Annotated in this window: 10 protein-coding genes; 4 read left to right on the forward strand and 6 right to left on the reverse strand. The window is 60.1% G+C overall.

Features of this window, described 5'->3' with window-relative positions; translation table 11 throughout:
• Nucleotides 1-88: 88 nt before the first annotated feature.
• Entirely contained in the window at nucleotides 89-1123 is a 1035-nt protein-coding gene (locus DVJ77_RS02780) for an extracellular catalytic domain type 2 short-chain-length polyhydroxyalkanoate depolymerase (protein ID WP_114843909.1), read from the reverse strand.
• 16 nt (nucleotides 1124-1139) lie between these two features.
• Nucleotides 1140-3374, reverse strand: coding sequence for a TonB-dependent receptor (locus DVJ77_RS02785; RefSeq protein ID WP_114843910.1), 2235 nt, complete (start codon nucleotides 3372-3374; stop codon nucleotides 1140-1142).
• Nucleotides 3375-3543: 169 nt separating this feature from the next.
• On the opposite strand from DVJ77_RS02785, the gene DVJ77_RS02790 reads away from it, so the two are divergent.
• From DVJ77_RS02790 to typA, 4 genes are all read left to right on the forward strand, one after another.
• Nucleotides 3544-4941, forward strand: coding sequence for a GntP family permease (locus tag DVJ77_RS02790; protein ID WP_114843911.1), 1398 nt, complete (start codon nucleotides 3544-3546; stop codon nucleotides 4939-4941).
• A 45-nt stretch (nucleotides 4942-4986) separates the two neighbouring features.
• Nucleotides 4987-5700 carry an alpha/beta fold hydrolase gene (locus DVJ77_RS02795; protein ID WP_114843912.1) on the forward strand — a complete coding sequence of 238 codons (714 nt, stop codon included), beginning with the start codon at nucleotides 4987-4989 and terminating at the stop codon, nucleotides 5698-5700.
• Between the two features lie 115 nt (nucleotides 5701-5815).
• Nucleotides 5816-8005 (forward strand): pilin, encoded by a 2190-nt coding sequence (locus DVJ77_RS02800; RefSeq protein ID WP_114843913.1) that lies wholly within the window; start codon nucleotides 5816-5818, stop codon nucleotides 8003-8005.
• A gap of 176 nt (nucleotides 8006-8181) precedes the next feature.
• Nucleotides 8182-10008 carry a translational GTPase TypA gene (gene typA, locus DVJ77_RS02805; RefSeq protein ID WP_114843914.1) on the forward strand — a complete coding sequence of 609 codons (1827 nt, stop codon included), beginning with the start codon at nucleotides 8182-8184 and terminating at the stop codon, nucleotides 10006-10008.
• 103 nt (nucleotides 10009-10111) lie between these two features.
• Here typA and DVJ77_RS02810 read toward each other — a convergent pair whose 3' ends face one another.
• From DVJ77_RS02810 to DVJ77_RS02825, 4 genes are all read right to left on the reverse strand, one after another.
• Entirely contained in the window at nucleotides 10112-11227 is a 1116-nt protein-coding gene (locus tag DVJ77_RS02810; RefSeq protein ID WP_162791344.1) for an RICIN domain-containing protein, read from the reverse strand.
• A 113-nt stretch (nucleotides 11228-11340) separates the two neighbouring features.
• The gene (locus DVJ77_RS02815) at nucleotides 11341-13203 is read right to left on the reverse strand and encodes a beta-galactosidase (protein WP_114843916.1); all 1863 of its coding nucleotides are present in this window, start codon (nucleotides 13201-13203) and stop codon (nucleotides 11341-11343) included.
• 70 nt (nucleotides 13204-13273) lie between these two features.
• Nucleotides 13274-15295, reverse strand: coding sequence for an alpha-galactosidase (locus tag DVJ77_RS02820; protein ID WP_225427745.1), 2022 nt, complete (start codon nucleotides 15293-15295; stop codon nucleotides 13274-13276).
• Nucleotides 15296-15362: 67 nt separating this feature from the next.
• Entirely contained in the window at nucleotides 15363-18470 is a 3108-nt protein-coding gene (locus tag DVJ77_RS02825; protein WP_114843917.1) for a TonB-dependent receptor plug domain-containing protein, read from the reverse strand.
• Nucleotides 18471-18633 lie beyond the last annotated feature (163 nt).

Here is an 18633-nt window from a genome sequence, read left to right on the forward strand (position 1 = left end):
AGCCACCACCCGCTAACAGCATCTGCCCCTCCCCCTGCACTCAGGGGGAGGCCGGGAGGGGGTGCGGGCTTGCGATAAGCCCACGTCATCAATGTCGAGCAGGCAACCCCAGCGCACCGACCACACCCGTCAGCCAGCGCAATTGCACGCCGTGGCGGCTGTCGTAATCGGTTCCCGAATATCCCCACCAGTCCCAACATGCCTGCGGATTCAAAGGCGCCATGCTTGCGCGGGTTTGAGGATATAACACGGCCACGGCGTAGACGTCGGCCCAGCGATTAAAGCCGGCGTCTTTCACGAAAGCCTCGCCTACCGCACCTGCATTCTGCTTGCAGCCATGAAACGCCACCAGCAAGCCGCAGGGCTTGCCGGCGAGGCAGCTCGGCGGCAAATACACATAGCCTTCGGCGGCGAGGAAAGCATCGGCTCCGTCGGGGCGAAACGCGTTCTGATCGAAGCGCCGCAACTCGCCTTTCGCCTCGCTCGCGGCATGCGCCGGCTTGCCATAAAGCTGGCTGAAAATCTCGCCGGCCGCATCGAACCCGCAATGCCCGAGAAACGGTGTTACCGATCGATCGCAATCGTCGCTGTCAAATGCGCCGGGTTTAGCCAAGATGGGCAAGTTATGCGCGAACGCCCGCTCGCCATCGTCATGCACTTGCATCGCTTTCAAGCCGGGCGTGCCATCACGCAGTTGCTGATAGAAATGCGTGGCGGCCTCAGCCACCGTGGGCGCCACCAATTTATCGTCCTTGCCGTGCAGCACGTAGACACGAGCATGGGCGAGATCTTTCAACGCACCGATGTCCCCCGCGGCAGAGCGCTGCTTGGCCCGGCCCACCAACGCATCCACATCCGGCGCCGGCACGCCCTTCATGCACGTACTCAGAGCGACGTCGAGCTTGCCGCCGGCACATCCGTACGGACCGCCGGCCACCAGTGCGGCATAAGGAAACAATTCGGGATACGCCAGTTGCGCCTGCGTCGCCATATACGCGCCCGACGACAGGCCGGCAACGGCAACCCTGGACGGATCCAATGTGAGTTTCGGCAAGGGTGCCGCCTGCTCGGCATGAGCCACCACGCCGACCACCAACAACCCCAACATGCTTATCCAGCGCATGGCATTCGCCCCTTAATCAGAATTTATAGCGTGCAGTCAGCGTCACCGTGCGCGGCGCACCGTAGAAGCCGGTGACGATACCCAGCGCAGCGATGTTGTAACCGGTGGTGCGATAAGACTTGTTGGCGAGATTGGTGCCTTGCAGACTCAGGGTCCATGGGTCGTTGATTTGCCAGATCAAGCCGGCGTTCCACAAACCGTAGGACGGCTGAGCGATCAGCGGCGACAATGTGGTCTCTGGATACACCATGCTTTGATAGCTGTAGTTAATGCGTCCGCTGATGCTGCCACCACCAGCCAATGGATAGGTGTTTTCCACCGACAGGCCGCCCGACCACTTCGGCGCATTGGTGAAGCGCTGCTTGTCCGCGATATTCACGCCGCCGCTGACGTACTGGGTGTACTTGGTATGCAGGTAGGCGAAGTTGCCGCTGACCGTCCAGTTCTCAGAGGGTTTCCAGGCGAACTCTTCTTCCAGGCCGTCGATATGGCCCTTGCCGGCATTGGTGAAATCGCCGAAGAAACCCTGGCTGCCGTTGGGCAAGGTGTAGGAGGTGAATACCGACAACTGGATGTTGGAGTACACATTGCGGAACAGCGCCGTATTCATCATCAAGCGGTCGTCAAAGAAAGTCATCTTGCTGCCCAGCTCGTAGGCCTGCACTTTCTCGTCATTGATCGGCCGGCACGAACTGGGGATAGCCACGCAATTGGCGCGGATGTTATAGCCGCCCGAGTGAAAGCCTTCGCTGTAGCTGGCGTAAAGCTTGATCTGGTCGCTGACGCTCCACGACAGCGAGACCTTCGGCGATGCATTGCGCGACGTATGCGACCCGGTGAAGTTCGCCAGCGTGGCGGTCGGTGTTTGAAAGCTTGCATCGGCGAATGCGTAATTCTGGATCTGCGCGCTCTTGGTTTCCTCGGTGAGGCGCGCACCGACGTCGAGACTCCACTGCGGGGCGAAATCCCAACTGAAGTCGCCATAAGCCGCATAACTCTTAGTACCCATACGCCCGCCGGTGCTGCCGTACTGAGACAAACCCAAGGTGCTATAGGGCGGCGAGCCTAGAAAAATATTGTGGATCTGGCCGCTGGCCGCGCCCTTGAAGTAGTACAGGCCGAACACGCCATGCACCGAGCCGCCGGAATCGTAATTGGCCTGTAGCTCCTGGCTGAACTGGTGATCCTTATAGATCGCACTCACGTCGGCGATCTTCTCGGGCAAGGTGTCGAAATCGATATTGGTGTTGGTGGAGGAATCCCGATACGCGGTCACCGACTTCAGCGTCCAATCCTGATTGACGACCCAGTTAAGCGTTAACGCGGAGCCTTTCAATTCGGTGTGATTGAGCTGCGCCATACCGCTGCGGGTATCGAAATCGCCGGACAGCGGCTGGTAGCTCGGATCGAGCTTGTTCACCTTGAGCATCTTGGCGCCGCGCGGATTGGAGTTGTCGCGCAGGCCATCGATAGTCAGTTGGGCGTTGAAGGTGCTGGACGGAAAGAAGCCAAGAGTGGCGCGCCCGGCATTGGTGTTTTTGTTGCCGTTGCGACTGCCGGTCGTTACGTCCTTGCCGAAACCGTCGTTGTGCTCGCTGGCCACCGCCACGCGCCCACGCCACATGCCATCCGTGCTGGCACCACCGAGATTGACCTTGATGTCCTTTTCACCATGCGTACCGAGCGTGCCTTCCACCGCACCGCCGGTGGTGGTCGGCAGCGGATTGGAAACGTATTTGATCGCACCGCCAATGGTGTTTTTGCCGTACAGGCTGCCCTGTGGTCCGCGCAGCACTTCGATGCGATTGACGTCGAAGACACTCAGCAACGCGCCCTGCGGGCGTGCCATATAAACATCGTCGAGATAAATGCCGACCGCCGGGTCGAAACCCCAGGTGGGGTCGGCCTGACCAATGCCGCGAATATAGGCGGTGAGTGTGGTATTGGAGCCACGTGCCGCATAAACCTGCAACGACGGCACCTTGCCCTGCAGGTCGCCCAGGTTCTGCACGTTTTGTTTGAATAGCGAGGCTGCGGTGAAGGCACTGACGGCGATCGGCACGTCTTGCAAAGTTTCCTCGCGCTTGCGTGCGGTGACTTTCACTTCACCCAGTTGCTTGGCATCGGCCTGCCTGGCTGCGGTGTCGCTAGCGACGGCCTGTTGCGCCGGTGTCTGTTGTGCATGCAGCGGCACGGCCCAGATCACCCCGAACACCAAGCCCAAAGCCAGACTCAAATGCGTACGTTTCATGTTGCCCCTCACCGTAAACGCACCCTTCCCCCGGATGCTGATGTCCCGCAGATTAGGCTGCGGCGGCAACGACGGCACTTGTACCTTCGTACAGTGCCGTGACCGATGGCACACACGGATACTTGCCGCCATCGTCATTGGACGAATGACCGCGTGAGGAATTATTTCAATGGCATTCCTGATCGTGCTGGCCGCGCTGTGCTTTCTGATGTTTGCGGCTTATCGCGGCTACAGCGTGATCCTGTTCGCCCCCATCGCGGCATTGGGTGCTGTGTTGCTGACCGAGCCGGCGTTGGTAGCGCCGATGTTCACCGGCTTGTTCATGGACAAGATGGTGGTTTTTCTCAAGCTGTATTTCCCGGTGTTCATGCTCGGCGCGGTGTTCGGCAAATTGATCGAGCTGTCGGGTTTTTCCAAGGCCATCGTCGCCGCCACCATCGGATTGGTCGGGCGCAGCCGCGCGATTCTGTCGATTGTGCTGGTATGCGCGCTACTCACCTACGGTGGCGTGTCGCTGTTCGTGGTGGTGTTCGCGGTGTATCCGTTTGCCGCCGAGTTGTTTCGCCAGGCGGATATCCCCAAGCGACTGATTCCCGGCACCATTGCGCTGGGTGCGTTTACCTTCACCATGGATTCGCTGCCCGGCACGCCGCAAATTCAAAACCTCATCCCCACCGGCTTTTTCGGCACCACGACCTGGGCGGCGCCATGGCTGGGCACGCTAGGTGCGGTATTCATTTTTATCGTCGGCTTGCTCTATCTGGAATCCCGCCGCCGCAAAGCGGCTGCCCATGGCGAGGGCTATGGCGACAACCTCGTCAACGAACCGGCGCCCTTCGATGGCGGCAAACTGGCGCATCCGCTGCTGGCGCTGTTGCCGCTGATCGTAGTCGGCGTCGTCAACAAACTACTTACCGATGCGATTCCCAAAATCTACGGCAGCACGCAATCATTCGTGCCAGCGGTCGTCGGTAACGCACCACCAGTGGTGCAAGAGGTATCCAAAGTCTCTGCGATCTGGGCAGTGGAAGGCGCGCTGCTGCTTGGCATTGTTTGTGTGCTGGCCTTTGCCTGGCGTCCGGTGGCGCGACATCTCGCCGAAGGCAGCAAGGCCGCAGTCAGCGGTGCGCTGCTGGCCTCGATGAATACCGCCTCGGAATATGGTTTCGGCGCGGTCATCGCCGCCCTGCCCGGCTTCAAGCTCGTCGCCGATGCGCTGCACGCCATTCCCAATCCGTTGGCCAACGAGGCGATCACCGTAACCGCCTTGGCCGGCATCACCGGCTCGGCCTCGGGCGGCTTGAGCATCGCGCTTGGCGCGATGGCCGAAACCTTTATCCATAACGGGCAAGCAGCCGGCATTCCGATGGAGGTACTGCACCGCGTCGCCGCGATGGCCTCGGGCGGCATGGACACGCTGCCGCACAACGGCGCGGTGATTACTTTGCTGGCGGTGACGGGGCTGACCCATCGGCAATCGTATCGGGACATTTTTGCTATCACCGTCATCAAGACGCTGGCGGTGTTCGTGGTGATCGTCGCGTTCTATGTGACTGGACTGGTGTAGCCGCGACGCAACTCGACAGTCCAACGCACGAAGAGGAAGCGAGCGATGTCTATCAAGAAGTGTCTGATCGGTAAACGTCTGATCGGTTTGTTGCTCCTGCTGCTGGCACCGTTTGTCGGCCTGCACGCGGCCTGCATCGATAACGTAGTGCTGGTACACGGCAATACCGGCAGCCCCAGCGATTTTCAGAACACCTACGACCTGCTGCGCCAGAACGGATATAGCGACGCACAGATTTATGCGCCGAGCTGGGGCAATCCCTATTGCGCCGCCTGCAACGATCACAACGGCAGCGAAGAAACACCGGTACGCGACGCGATCACCAGCGCCATCGCCAGCTCCTGCAGCGGGCATATCGACGTGATCGGCCACTCCATGGGCGCCACCCTCGCCGCACGGGAGATCGACAAACTCGGCGTGGCCGACAAGGTCGATGTGTTCGTTGGCATCGCCGGGGCGTTTCATGGCCTGTGGTCGTGCGGCACCTATCCATTCAACGTCCCCACCGCCACCTGCGGCAGTTCGGGGCTGTCAGTCAACAGCCCCTTTCTCAACGGCATCGCCGGTCATCGCTTCGGCAAACGGATGGTCTCGATCAAGTCCTGGATCGACGAGATCAACTGCTACTACGGCGTATGCACCGTAGGCGGCGTGCATACCTCCAGCATCGACGGCGAAGACAGTAGCCTGACCTACCCCTATGGCCACTATCAGCTACTGTGGCTCACCGCCGGCGATCAATTAAATCTGCTGCAATAAATCAGGAAAACCCTCTAAGCGGCAGCGCCTTACATGCTAGGCTGCGGCGCTGCCGCGTCAGGGAGGACGTCCGTGTGAACGACTCTCAGCGGGCTTACTCTCGGAGAGTCATGGAATGAGCACCTCACTACGCTTTACCTCACGTCGTTTGGCCTTGGTCACCGCGCTAACGGCGGGCCTGGCCCTGACCGCCTGCCATCGCGAGCAGTCCAACACACCCGATGCGGCCGCCCTGCAGCGCGCGCAGACCGAACTCTCGCAGCCGGCGTGGCTGCGCAATCATCTGCCCAATAGCACCGTCGCCTATCTGCGCATCCCATCGCCCTGGGGCATGCTCGGTGCGGTGCCCAATGGCCGCCCGCTGGATGGCGCGATGTCCAGCGAGCAACATCTGAAAGCGGTCGCCGCATTGCGCGAGGCGATCAGCAAAGACAAGGTTCTCGCCGAAGCTGGCGTCACCCCTTATCTGCTGCCGCTGCTGGCCGACCTGCGTTCGCCGGTCGAGGTGGCGATGATCGATCCGATCGGCATGATGTCGCCCGGCTCGCACGTGCTGGTCTCCATGCGCGTGGCGCAGAAAAACGTCGCCGAGCTGAATGCCCGTTTCAGCCAGCTCGAAGCATCGGGCTTGAAGCTGGCGGCCCCCGTGGACGACAAAGGCAACGGCAAGCTCGCCGGCGGGCCGCCGCTGCATTTCGACACCGCCAGTGGCCGCCTGTTTGTGCTTGCCGGCAAAGACGACCTCGAAGCAGCCCAGCTTGCCAACCTGCTTGAGGAGTTGCAGCGGGCGAAGAACGACAGCGCCGCGGCCAAGGCGATTGCCGCGCAAGAGCAGTTGATCGACCAGTCCGGCCAGGGCTTATTCGGCTGGTTCGGCCTGCATGGCATCGGCGGCATTGCCGCCGGCTCCATCCCCACCGATAAAGCCGGCACCTTGCCCGGCGACCTTACCGCCAAGACCGAAAGCATCGCGTTCGGCGCCGGCACGGTCGATGGCCATGGCCGCCTGCAAGTCATCGTGCATGCGCCACAGGCGCGCTTGCTCAGCTATCTCGCACCCAAACAATTCAAGGCGGATTTCAAAACCGCAGGGCAGCCCCGCTGGGTGATGAATCTGGCGTTGCCCAGCGCCGAGCAGGCCAACCTGATCGAGCATAATCTCTCGCTCGATTTCGGCGCGGATAAAGCTGCCGAGATCCGTAAGGGTTCCGCCGAAATGAAGCAAAAGTTCGGCTTCAGCATGGGCGATGTGGCGAGCTGGATCGGCCCGGAGATGGTCGTCTTTCAAGACGATGCCGGCACCTATACCGCCGTCCGCGCGAATGACCGCAAAGCCTTCTATGCCGCCTTGCCCACGCTCAGTGAACGGCTGCACGGCAGCTATCGCACGCAGTCACTCGATGGCTTGACCATCCATGCGCTGATCCTGACGACACCGGATATCGCTGCGCCCGACGACAAGTCGAGCCAGCCTGTTCTCAAGACACTGATGGCGCGCCTCGGCACGCATCTGTATTGGATCGAAGACGGCGACTACCTGATTTTTGCCCAGTTGCCACAGATGCTCGCCGATCGCCATGCAGCCAAGCTCGATACCGACATCGGCACCTGGCTGAAGTCGCAAGCCTGGCAAGGCCAGCAGAATCTGCTCGCCTTTACTACGGTGTCGCGCGACGCACAGCGCAACGCGTATTACACCTATCTGCAGGTGCTGCAGATTCTCGGCGACCTCAGCGGCCAGCCGACCGACATGATGTCCCTGCCCGCCGCCTACTCGTTCAAGCTGCCCAGCCAGGGCGTGCTCGGAGCCAGCTTGGGCACCAGCACAGACGACTTATCGTTCAGCATCACCTACGAACAACAACCGCTGGAAGTGTTTAGCAATGGCGGCTCGCTGGTCGCGGTGGCCGCGATGGGGGTTGGCGCCGCGATAGCCATCCCTGCCTATGAGGACTACACCGTGCGCGCCCAGGTCAACGAAGGACTGACCCTGGCCGAAGGTGCAAAAGTCGCCTTGAGCGCCTATCACCAGAGCAAAGGCCGCTGGCCCAAGGACAATACCCAGGCCGGGATCAACTCGCCCACCGACCTCGGCGACCAGTCCGTTGACAGCATTACCGTGAAGCCGGAAGGCATGATCGAACTGCACTTCAGCAGTGCCCCGCCGCATAAGGCGAAGGCCCAGCTCAGCGAGAAGACACTCAGCCTGGTGCCCAAGCGTAACCCTGATGAGAGCTGGGCTTGGTCGTGCAAATCGGACGATATTGCCGATAAATACTTGCCCGAGAGCTGCCGCCAGCCTTAAGTCCTTTCACCTTTAGCCCTTTCATCGACCCGGCCATGTGCCGGGTCGATCGTTTCTGAAGGTCCCATTCAGGCTCTTAAGCCAGCGCAGACAACTTGTCACACAAGTCCGTATAATCGACCGATTCGCCCTTCAGAAACTTACGAGACGGCCCCTGCGCCGCCCGAGCCGATCCCATGTCTATCGAAAAACTGCGCAATATCGCCATCGTCGCCCACGTCGATCACGGCAAGACCACGCTCGTCGATCAGCTGCTCAAGCAGTCGGGAACGCTCTCGGAGCGCACCGTGCTGGCTGAGCGCGTGATGGACAGCAACGACCAGGAAAAGGAGCGTGGCATCACGATCCTGGCCAAGAACACCGCCATTACCTGGCGCGACAACCGCATCAACATCGTCGATACCCCAGGCCATGCCGACTTCGGCGGCGAAGTGGAGCGCGTGTTGTCGATGGTCGACTCCGTGCTGCTGCTGGTCGATGCGATGGACGGCCCGATGCCGCAGACCCGCTTCGTCACCCAGAAAGCCTTCCAGATGGGCTTCAAGCCGATCGTGGTGGTGAACAAGGTAGACCGTCCGGGCGCCCGTCCTGACTGGGTCGTCGACCAGGTATTCGACCTGTTCGACCGTCTGGGCGCCACCAATGAGCAGCTCGATTTCCCGATCGTCTATGCCTCGGCCCTGCACGGCTATGCCAGCCTGGACAGCGAAACCCGCGAAGGCGACATGACCCCGCTGTACGAAGCGATCATGCAGCACGTGAGCAAGCCGGACGTCGATCCCGACGGCCCGTTCCAGATGCGCATCAGCCAGCTCGACTACAACAACTTCGTCGGCCTGATCGGCATCGGCCGTGTCCAGCGCGGCAAGCTGCGCAAAAACATGCCGGTCAGCGTCATCGACCGCGAAGGCAAGAAGCGCCAGGGCAAGGTCCAGCAAGTGCTTGGCTTCATGGGCCTGGAGCGCATCGAGGTTGAAGAGGCCGAAGCCGGCGACATCATCGCCATCTCAGGCGTGCAGGATCTGAGCATCTCCGACACGGTCTGCGCCCTGGATACCCCGGAGGCGCTGACCCCGCTCACCGTCGACGAGCCGATGATCAGCATGACCTTCCAGGTCAATAACTCGCCCTTCGCCGGCAACAAGGATCACAGCGGCGGCAAGTTCATCACCAGCCGTCAGGTGCGCGAGCGCCTGGAGCGTGAAACCCTGCACAACGTCGCGCTGAAGGTCGAAGAAGGCGCCGATGCGGACAAGTTCCTGGTCTCCGGCCGCGGTGAACTGCATCTGTCGGTGCTGATCGAAAACATGCGCCGCGAAGGCTACGAGCTGGCCGTGTCGCGTCCTGAAGTCATCATCAAGGAAATCGACGGCGCCAAGATGGAGCCGATCGAGCAACTGGTGGTCGATGTGGAAGAAATCCATCAGGGCAGCATCATGGAGAAGCTGGGCACCCGTAAGGGCCAGCTCAAGAATATGGAATCGGATGGCAAGGGGCGCGTCCGCCTCGACTATCAGATTCCGGCGCGCGGCCTGATCGGTTTCCAGAACGAGTTCAAGACGCTGACCCAGGGCTCGGGCCTGCTGTTCCACGTCTTCGATCATTACGGTCCGAAGGAAGACGGCCCCATCGCCAAGCGCAAAAACGGCGTATTGATCGCCAACGCTGCCGGCACCACGCCCGCCTACTCGCTTGGCCCGCTGCAAGAGCGCGGCAAGCTGTTTGCGGCCGAAGGCGACTCGGTTTATGAAGGCCAGCTCATCGGCATTCACGCCAAGGACAACGACCTCACCGTCAATGCAATCAAGCCCAAGCCGCTGACCAATATGCGTGCCTCGGGCAAGGACGATGCGATCCAGCTAACCCCGGCGATCAAGTTCTCGCTGGAACAGGCACTGGACTTCATCGACGACGACGAACTGGTCGAGATCACGCCGAAGGAAATCCGCCTGCGTAAAAAGCATCTCACCGAGAACGATCGCAAGAAGGCTTCGCGCAGCTAAGCCCACGGCGAAGATCACACCGCTTCGGCTTAGGGCTGAAGCGGTAGCTCCTAAAACAAAGGCCCCACTTGTGGGGCCTTTGTTTTGTTCAACGTCAAAAATCTCAGTTCTGCGGCAGCGGCAACCGCCAGCTCTGGTTGGTCGCCGTGGCGCTGCACTTCTGCGTCGTCAACTGCACTCCGGCCGCCGACGCTGTCAGGCAAAGTCCCGACAAATCGCTGCGGAGCTGTGTGCCGACCTGGGTCCACTGCTGATTGGGGTTTCCACTGCAGCTATAGACGATCACCGGCGCACCGGGTGCGCTGTTGCTGTTGGCGACATCCAGGCACAGGTTGTTCTCCAGCCGCAGGGTGTGGTCTACCCCATGCACCCAGGCCTGGTTAGCGCCACCGGTACAGTTGTAGGTAATCGCCGGCACATTACTGGTCGCGCCGCCTTGTGCGTCTATACAGCGGTCACCGGCGCCGATCACCGCACCACGCAACGAATTGCCGATGGCATTGCGCTGCAAACTGCCGCTGGCGGTTTTGCTGACCTCGCTATAGCTGGTGCAGGTCTTGCTGAGGCTGGTACCGGAAATACTCGCCACCGCGCTACCGCCGTTGCCAACCGGCAGATGAAATTCCGCACTTGAATAAGGCTGGTTGAAGCAGTTGGAATCGGCGGAACTCCATTCGAAGTACTCGGTCCAGTTGACCATGCCGTTCGGCGAAATACCGTTTGCAGCGGTGCGAATACTGCCGAGTTTGAACGAGCCGTTGGTGGTCAGGTCGGTCACCGTCACGCCGAGCCACTGATTGCCTTCGTAGGCCACATGGAAACGGTAGGTATGCCCTTGTTGCCATTCGTGTGCCATGCGGCAGCTCTGCCCTACCCCTTCGCCGCCGAAGCTGACGCAATAGCTGCCCGCACTGCCCGGCTTGGATTGGGTCGCATCCCAGATCGAAAACAGAAACATGCGCTTGCTGCCGCCGTTGCTCTGCATTCCGGTATAGCCGCCCGAACTGGTGCCGACCAGGCTGAATTGGTTGCTCCAATAGACATTGGCGCGATAGCCCGGATCGGTTTTCACGGTGATGCCGAAGTCGACGGCGTTGAGTGTGCTTACCGAGGGGTCGAACTTGTAATTGGTATAGCTGCCCGGTGTATCCCCGGCATGCGCGGCCAAGGGAAGCGCCGCCAGCAACAACAAACCGCATAAGCCTTTTATCGCTTTCATCGCTGACTCCATAGATGGGGGTTATTGCTCATGGCTTACGCACAACACGTGTGGCAAGCCGATTCAAAAACACTATTCATCTGTTCGCGATCGATCTTGGATAGCTGCCGTCGCTATCCATGTAGCGTGACGGCACCGTGAACCGGTGCGGCTTCGGTACGGTGTAGATCAAACACCAGCACCTCGTTGTCCCCTTCTCGCAACCACGATGCGGGGCAGTACAACCTTTGTTGCGGGCCGATGCGCCAATAGCGGCCGAGCAGCCGCCGATTGACCCATAGATAACCTTTGTCCCACGCGCTCATATCGATATAACTGTCACCGAGCCGATCGAGTTTCAGCGTGGCCTTGAAGAACAGACCAGGCCGCGATGCCTTGCCCGTCAACGGACGCAGCGAAGCGATGTAGGCATCGTCCAGCGGCAGGCCATGAACCTCCCAATCGTGCAGCTCACGCTCATCGAGGCGAATCGCGCCGACGATGCCCTTGCGATCCTGCATGGCCTGGCCGTAACCGACATGGCCGAAGCTGTCGACGAGAATATCGAGCGTCGCCTCCGCATCGCCATGGATCGCCGGCAAGGCGATTTTCTGTGTCTGTCGCAAACCAGGTTTCTGTACCCGCGACAAGTAGTCGAGGTAACGGCCATCGCTGAACACAGTGGCGTAGTCCCGCATGCCGTCAATCGACAACGCGCCATCTGCGCGCAGTTTTTTCCGATACACCACCATGCCGTGATCCTGCGCAAACAACAGCTCGTTGGGCTGCGGCCTGGTCGCCTGTTTAGCCGGTGGCAGGTTGTCCCATAGCGAAGCGTAGGGCTGCAGTGTCAGTGCAGGAAAACGGATCGCCGGCGGTGGCGAGGGAATCTCAGGCAGGCGATGCGCTGCATGCGCCGCCAGCAAGGCACGGAAGCGATGGTAGTCCGGCGTCGCTTCACCGCGTTCGTTGATCGGCGCGCCGTAGTCGTAACTGGTAATCGCCGGCTCGAAGTTCGAGTTATCGTTATTGGCGTTGGCACCGGCGGTAAATCCGAAATTGCTGCCGCCATGCACCACATAGAGATTGAACGAACGGCCTTGCTCAAGCAGTTGGCGCAGCGTGTCCACATAGTCGCCGCGCTGAAAATCCGCATCGCCCCAATGGGTCAGCCAACCGGGATAGCCCTCGCCCACCCATACCGGCGCATCGCCGGCCATTTTTTGCGCGGCGGCAAAATCGGTATCGCCATCGAGCCCCAGGGCGGTGCCGGGCAAATAGGTCTGTTGCTTCTGGATTTGCGATAAGCCATCGGAAATCGAAAACGGCCCCTCAATACCGCGCTGCTGCCACATCGCCTGCAATTGCTTCAGATAATCCAGATCGTGGCCGAACGAGGCGTATTCGTTCTCGATCTGCAACATCAGAATCGGGCCGCCGCGATTCACCATCAACGGCGCCACCAGCGGCGCTATCGCATCCAGATAACGCTCCACCGCCTGCATATAGTGGGCATCGTCTTTACTGCGTACGTGAATATCCGGCTGGCGCAGCAGATAGGGTGGCAAACCACCGAAATCCCATTCGGCACAGACATAAGGGCCGGGGCGCAGATAAACCCACATGCCCTCTTGCTGGCATAGCTTGATAAAACCAACGAAGTCGCGACTGCCGGTCTTCAGATCGAATACACCGGGCTCCGATTCCAGTGCATTCCACATCACATACACGGCGATGGTATTGAGACCCATCGCCTTGGCCATGCGGATACGGTGCTGCCAATACTCGGCGGGAATCCGCGCCGGATGCATTTCGCCGCTACGGATCTGCAGCGGCTTGCCGTCCAGCAGAAATTGCTGTGCGCTGAGTTCAAAGCGATGCACACGGCCATCGGGTAGCAGCTCAGGCACAGGCGGTGCGTCGCCGGCATGCCCGCGCAGACTCAACGCCACCAACGGCGTCAATACGCTGAGTCGAAGAAAATCCCGTCGCTGCATACCCGCTCCCCACGAAGTCTTGCTGGCTTCAATCACCTTCGCTCGCATGCGGACGAAGGTGTTCGTATCGTTAACTCGCTGGTGTCAGCTCCAGCGTCAACACCTCGAACGGCTTCAGTTGGATCGTGCTGGGATGATCGGCATCCAGCGGCACGACAGCACGTTCGCTATCGGACTTCCATGGGCTGCGCGCGCTGTACTTGCGTGCCGTGCCTGCCGGCAGTTCGAGTTGACGCTGCAAATCGATTACCGCCGTCTGCTCGCGCGCATCGGGGTTGCGCAAGGTAATGATGGCTTTCTGTGGCGACCATGCAGCCCAACCGTAAACATCGAGCCGCTGCGGGTCACCGCCCAGCCAATGCGTGTCGCGCAACACGGCCGCGTTTGCGCGCGACCAGCGCGCGGCTTCGGCGAGTACGTCCCAGTCGTTCGTGCTCAGCAGCGAGGGGGTGATGTACATCTCCTGCAACTGCGTGCCGGTGGCGAAATACGAGCGCACCTCGTTACTGAAGTCGTGTCCCGGATCGGTATTGAGCTTGCGATTCTGCTGCGCGTAGATAATGCCGTGCAGCATCAGCGAATTGATCGGAAACAGCGGCCCCTTGAGTACGACGTTACGGTAAGTCTGCGCATCGCGATAAGTAATCCAGCGTTCGCGATTGCTGCCGACACCGGCCAGGTCATCGTCCTCGCCATCGCGCCAGATCGAATCGGCATAGCGCAGCCAGAACGGCGATGGATAGGTGCCCGTGGTGAGGTTGATAAAGGTATCCGGCTTGGCCTCGCGCACATCCTCGATCAGCTCGATCGCCGCATCGAAGTCACTGGTAAAGCGGCTGCCCGGAAATACCTTGTCGGCATTGCCCGTGCCGTCGAACTTGAATTGGTTGATGCCATTGTCTTTGACCAGGCCCAGCACCGCATCATGGAAGCGCTGGTAATACTTGGGGCCGGACAAGGCCAGGCCGCCATCGATAATCTCGTAACCGTTCGCCTTGCCATGATCCACACGGGTCTGCTTGGGCGGGCCATAGCCACCCCAGGGCGATAGCCATACACCCGGCGCCGCACCGTACTTGGCGGCAGCATCGCGCAGCGGCAGGAAGCCATGCGGAAAATCCTTGCTGAAGCGCCAGCCGTTGAGATCGTCCCAGCCGTCATCGAACAGATACGAATCAAGCTGCACGCCGCGTTCGTCATGCAGCGCCTTGCCGAACGCATGGATGCGATCGAGTGCCTGCGCCTCGGTGTACGGCGTGAAATAGCCGATGTCGTACCACGAGTTGTAGTGCAGAAATGGCCGATACGGATGCGCTCGCTCGCGCTCCAGATAAGCGGCGAAGTCGCGGCGCAATTGACCATCGCGTGCAACACCCACCACCGCCGAATAAGTGATGGTCTTGCCCTGCTCCAACGGCAGTCCGCGCGCCAGGGTGAATTTGGCGGTATCTCGCCTGACCGCGCTCTCGGACAAGGGATGCTCAAAGCCCACATACACGTCGCCCGCGACGACCGGCGAACCTTTGACCTCGCCGCTGACCTGCGCGCCCGCGGCCTGCACTTCCAGCAGCGATACGCTGGTGATGTTCTCGTTCTGCTTAAGTGCGGTAATCGACACCTGCTCACGCAGATAAGGTGAATCTTTGCGCTGCACCAACTGCCAGTCCACGCGGAAACGGCCATGGGCATCGGTAAAACTCGCCTGTACGGCCTTGCCCGGCAAACGCTCGGCCAGGCGCGAGGCGGTCGCGTTGACTGCCAGGCTTTGTTCGCTCGGCGCCTTCAACAGGCGCATATCCGCGGCATACAGGGTGGTGCCGTCGCCAAGTATCAGGGCAAACGGCGCCAGTACTTTCAAGGTGCGGTCGTGTGCGTGATCGACGATGAGCATGTCGTTGAGCCGCTGATCGCTCACGTTCCAGCTCGCCTCAATGGCGGCATTGCCAAAGCGCGCGGCGCCACTTTTGGCGGTGTAGGCGGGCTTGCCTGCCTGGGCGATGACGCGTTCATCGGCATGGGCCACGCAGCTCAGCGCAGCGAACAGCAGCGCGCTCAACAAAGTCTTATCGATACGGGAATAGGTGCGAAACATGATTTTCCTTCAGTGTTTTACGTACTGCGGCAGCCTCCCCCTGCGCCAGGCAGGGGGAGGCGCATGCTCAGAAACGTTGCTGGTAGCGCACGTAGATGTAGCGGCCAATGTCATACGAGGCGTTGTAGTTATACGGCGTATCGCTGCCGGCATAGCCTCCGTAGGTATACGGCCCCTTGCGATTGAAGATGTTGTTCGCACCCAGCGAGAAGGTGGCATTCCATGGCGCTTTCCAATACACCTGCGCGTCATTGAAGGTCACCGAGGCAATCTGCGTCATCGGCTGCGGGCCCACGCCCGGAGCATAGTAGTCGGGCAAGGTGCAGGGGAACGCCGATCTCGTATCCGGCGGCGGAAATGCGCATGGCGCTTTCAGCGGTGAGAAGTAGCGCATGGTCCAGCTCGCGCCGACGTCGTGCCAGGACCAGTCCACCGTGAAATTGCCGCGCAGGCGCCACACCGACATGGACGTCTGCGCCGACGCCACGCCGGCGCCATAGCTGACCGCCGAACCGATGGTCGGCAGCATGTTGTAGCTGTCGACATAGGTGCCGTTCAAGCCGAGCTTGAATTGCCCGAACGAATACTTGGGCAAACTGTAGGCAAACGAGAAGTCGTAGCCGGCGGTCTTCTGCCAACCCGCGTTGGTTTCGAGATTCAGCAGATTGACGATCTGGTTCGATCCGGGCTGACGCTGAAACTGGGTGCAAGCATCGGTGAGGCCGTACTGATAGCAATTGGCCAGCACCTGATCGTTGGTGATACCGGTAATCAGGTTGCGGATGTTGTAGCGCCAGTAGTCGACGCTGAAGTTGAAGCCCTGGAACCATGAAGGACTATAGACCAGGCCCAATTGCCCGTTGTACGACGTCTCCGGCCGCAGGTGCGGATTGCCGCCGTTGAAACTCTCGGTAATGCCGGCAGCATCGGCCTGGGTCACCGGCAGGCCGGTCAGATCGACCTGGCGGAAATTGGGACCGACCCCCTTCAAACCACCGAATCCGGTCAGGCAACGCTGTGCCACCACCCCGCTGTAGCCATAACCGGCCGGGCCATAGACCGCGTCGCACGGGTCGGTAAAGCCGCCCGCGTTATAGCGACCCTGATAAAGATCGTTGACGGTGGGTGCGCGGAAACCGGTGCCATAGCTGGCCCGAACCAATAGATCTTCGATCGGTTGCCAGGTCAGCTTGAACGAGGTGTTGGTGGTGCTGCCGAAGTTGCTGTAATCCGAATAACGTATCGCCGCATCCAGCGAGAGACTCTTGATGGCAGGCAGGTCTTTCAGCAACGGTGCGTTGACCTCGGCATAAGCTTCGTTCAACGAATAGCTGCCGCTGTTGGGTCCGACCGCGCCGTCAGTGGAATTACCCGCCGCCGCAAAAGCATCCGGGCTGTCATAGCCGGACACGGCACGGTGCTGAATACCCGTAGCAAAACTGAATTGACCACCGGGTAGCGTAAACAGATCGCCGCCGAAATCCGCCGACGCCGCTTTTTCATTGCTGCCGTAATGCTCGACGCTGTTGACCCGCACGTAATTGAGCATGGCCGGCGTGATATTGCCCAGCGGATTCAACGGCACGCAACCGGCGATGACATTGCCCGGCGTACCGCAGGCGACCACGCCGTCGGCGCCGAGAAAAGACGGACCCAGCGCGTTCTTCGTATTGATTAAGTTGAAATAACCGGTGCGAGTGTTTACGCCGGTGATCTTGCTGTCGTAGTAATTGACGTCCCAGTTGAACAAGTGGTTGCCGATACCGAAGTTGCCGTCCAGGCCCACGCTGTAGCGATAGTTCTTGGGGTTGTTGTAGCTATTGAACGTGGTGCCCGCCAGCTTGCGATAGAACTTCACATTCTGCGGCGTCAACCCCGGCTGGTTATACGGGTTGTAGTAACTGTCGGCCGATAGCTGGGACGGAAAATCGTCATGTCCGCCCATGCCGCTGTAAAGCGTGGCCGTTCCGGCGGTCGCTTTCTCATGGTCGATGTTGTAACCGGCGTTGAACTTGGCCGTGATGTTCGAGGTGATGTTGTAGTGCGCGTCCAGATACAGGTTTTTCGTCGTATCGGCGGTGCGCAGCATGTTCTGATGACCGCTGTCGTTGTTGTAGGTGTAGTCGCCTGCATCGGCGAGACTGCCTACGTCGCCGCCGGCATTGAAGGTACGCGGCACGATCCGGTGGTAGTCACCGAGGTTGGCCGGATTGCCACCCGGGTTGAGCACCACGCCATGATGGCTTCCATCGGGGAAGGCCGCGTTGCTGATAATCGGCTGCAGGCCCACATAGGTACGGCCGTAGTACGGATGCCGGTCGGTCCAGGGGTAGCTTGAGAAATCGCGCGAGCTGGTCCATACCGGCCGCTGATCCTGGTACGAGGCGCTGAGCACCAGGCCCCATTTCGGCGTGGTCTTGCCGAAGGTGACGTCGTACTGGCTCTGCGCGCCATCTCCGTGCGGCGAGTAAATGCCGTTATAGGTGTTGATTTCGGCGCCATTGAAATTCTTGCGGGTGATGATGTTGATGACGCCGGCAATCGCATCGGAACCATAGACGGCCGAAGCACCGTTGGCCAACACGTCGATGTGATCGATGATCGCCACCGGAATCACGTTGACATTGGTGTAGCCACCGTGCGCGGCGCCAATGCGTTGACCGTCGACCAGAATCAGCGTGCGCGGTGCGCCGAGACCGCGCAGATTGATGAACTGGCCACCCTGGTTGGGGCCGAGGTCACCGGGTGCGGACATGCTCAAATCGGGTGTGCTGGCAGACGATACGTTCTGCAAAAGCTGTCCGACGGTAGCAAAACCTTGTCGCTCGATATCGACACGGCTGATGGTGATGACTGGCTGGGCATCGGCCACATCGACGCTGCGAATATTGGAGCCGGTCACGGTGACTTGCTGCAAACGCACGGCCTTGCCGTCTGCTGCCTGGTCGGCTGTCTTCTTGGTCGGTGTTTTCACCGTGGTATCGGTGCTGGCGCTGTCTTGCGCCATCGCGATGCCGGTATGCGCCAGGCTGCTCATTGCGCACATCATCAACGATGCGCGAATAGCCAGCGTCAGTGCCCGCGCACTTTTATTCGTTTTATTTTTTTTGGCTGTGCTTTTTTCGGCCATGACCTTGCCATCGACCGTACGACAACCACCCTGCTGCGTGTACATGAACGTGCTCCTCCCGTGGTTTGCTATCGCACTGCACCGGTACGGATGACGCACCTGTTGCAGGCGACGATGGTTGCCACGGAGAACTCCCCTTCTACGTGGACTTTCTTTTTTTGTTACTAAAAAATCCCTACTGCAGCGAAACAACTCGCCGCCAGTTCCA

The sequence above is a fragment of the Dyella tabacisoli genome, assembly GCF_003350925.1.
GTDB classification, from domain to species: Bacteria; Pseudomonadota; Gammaproteobacteria; order Xanthomonadales; family Rhodanobacteraceae; genus Dyella_C; species Dyella_C tabacisoli.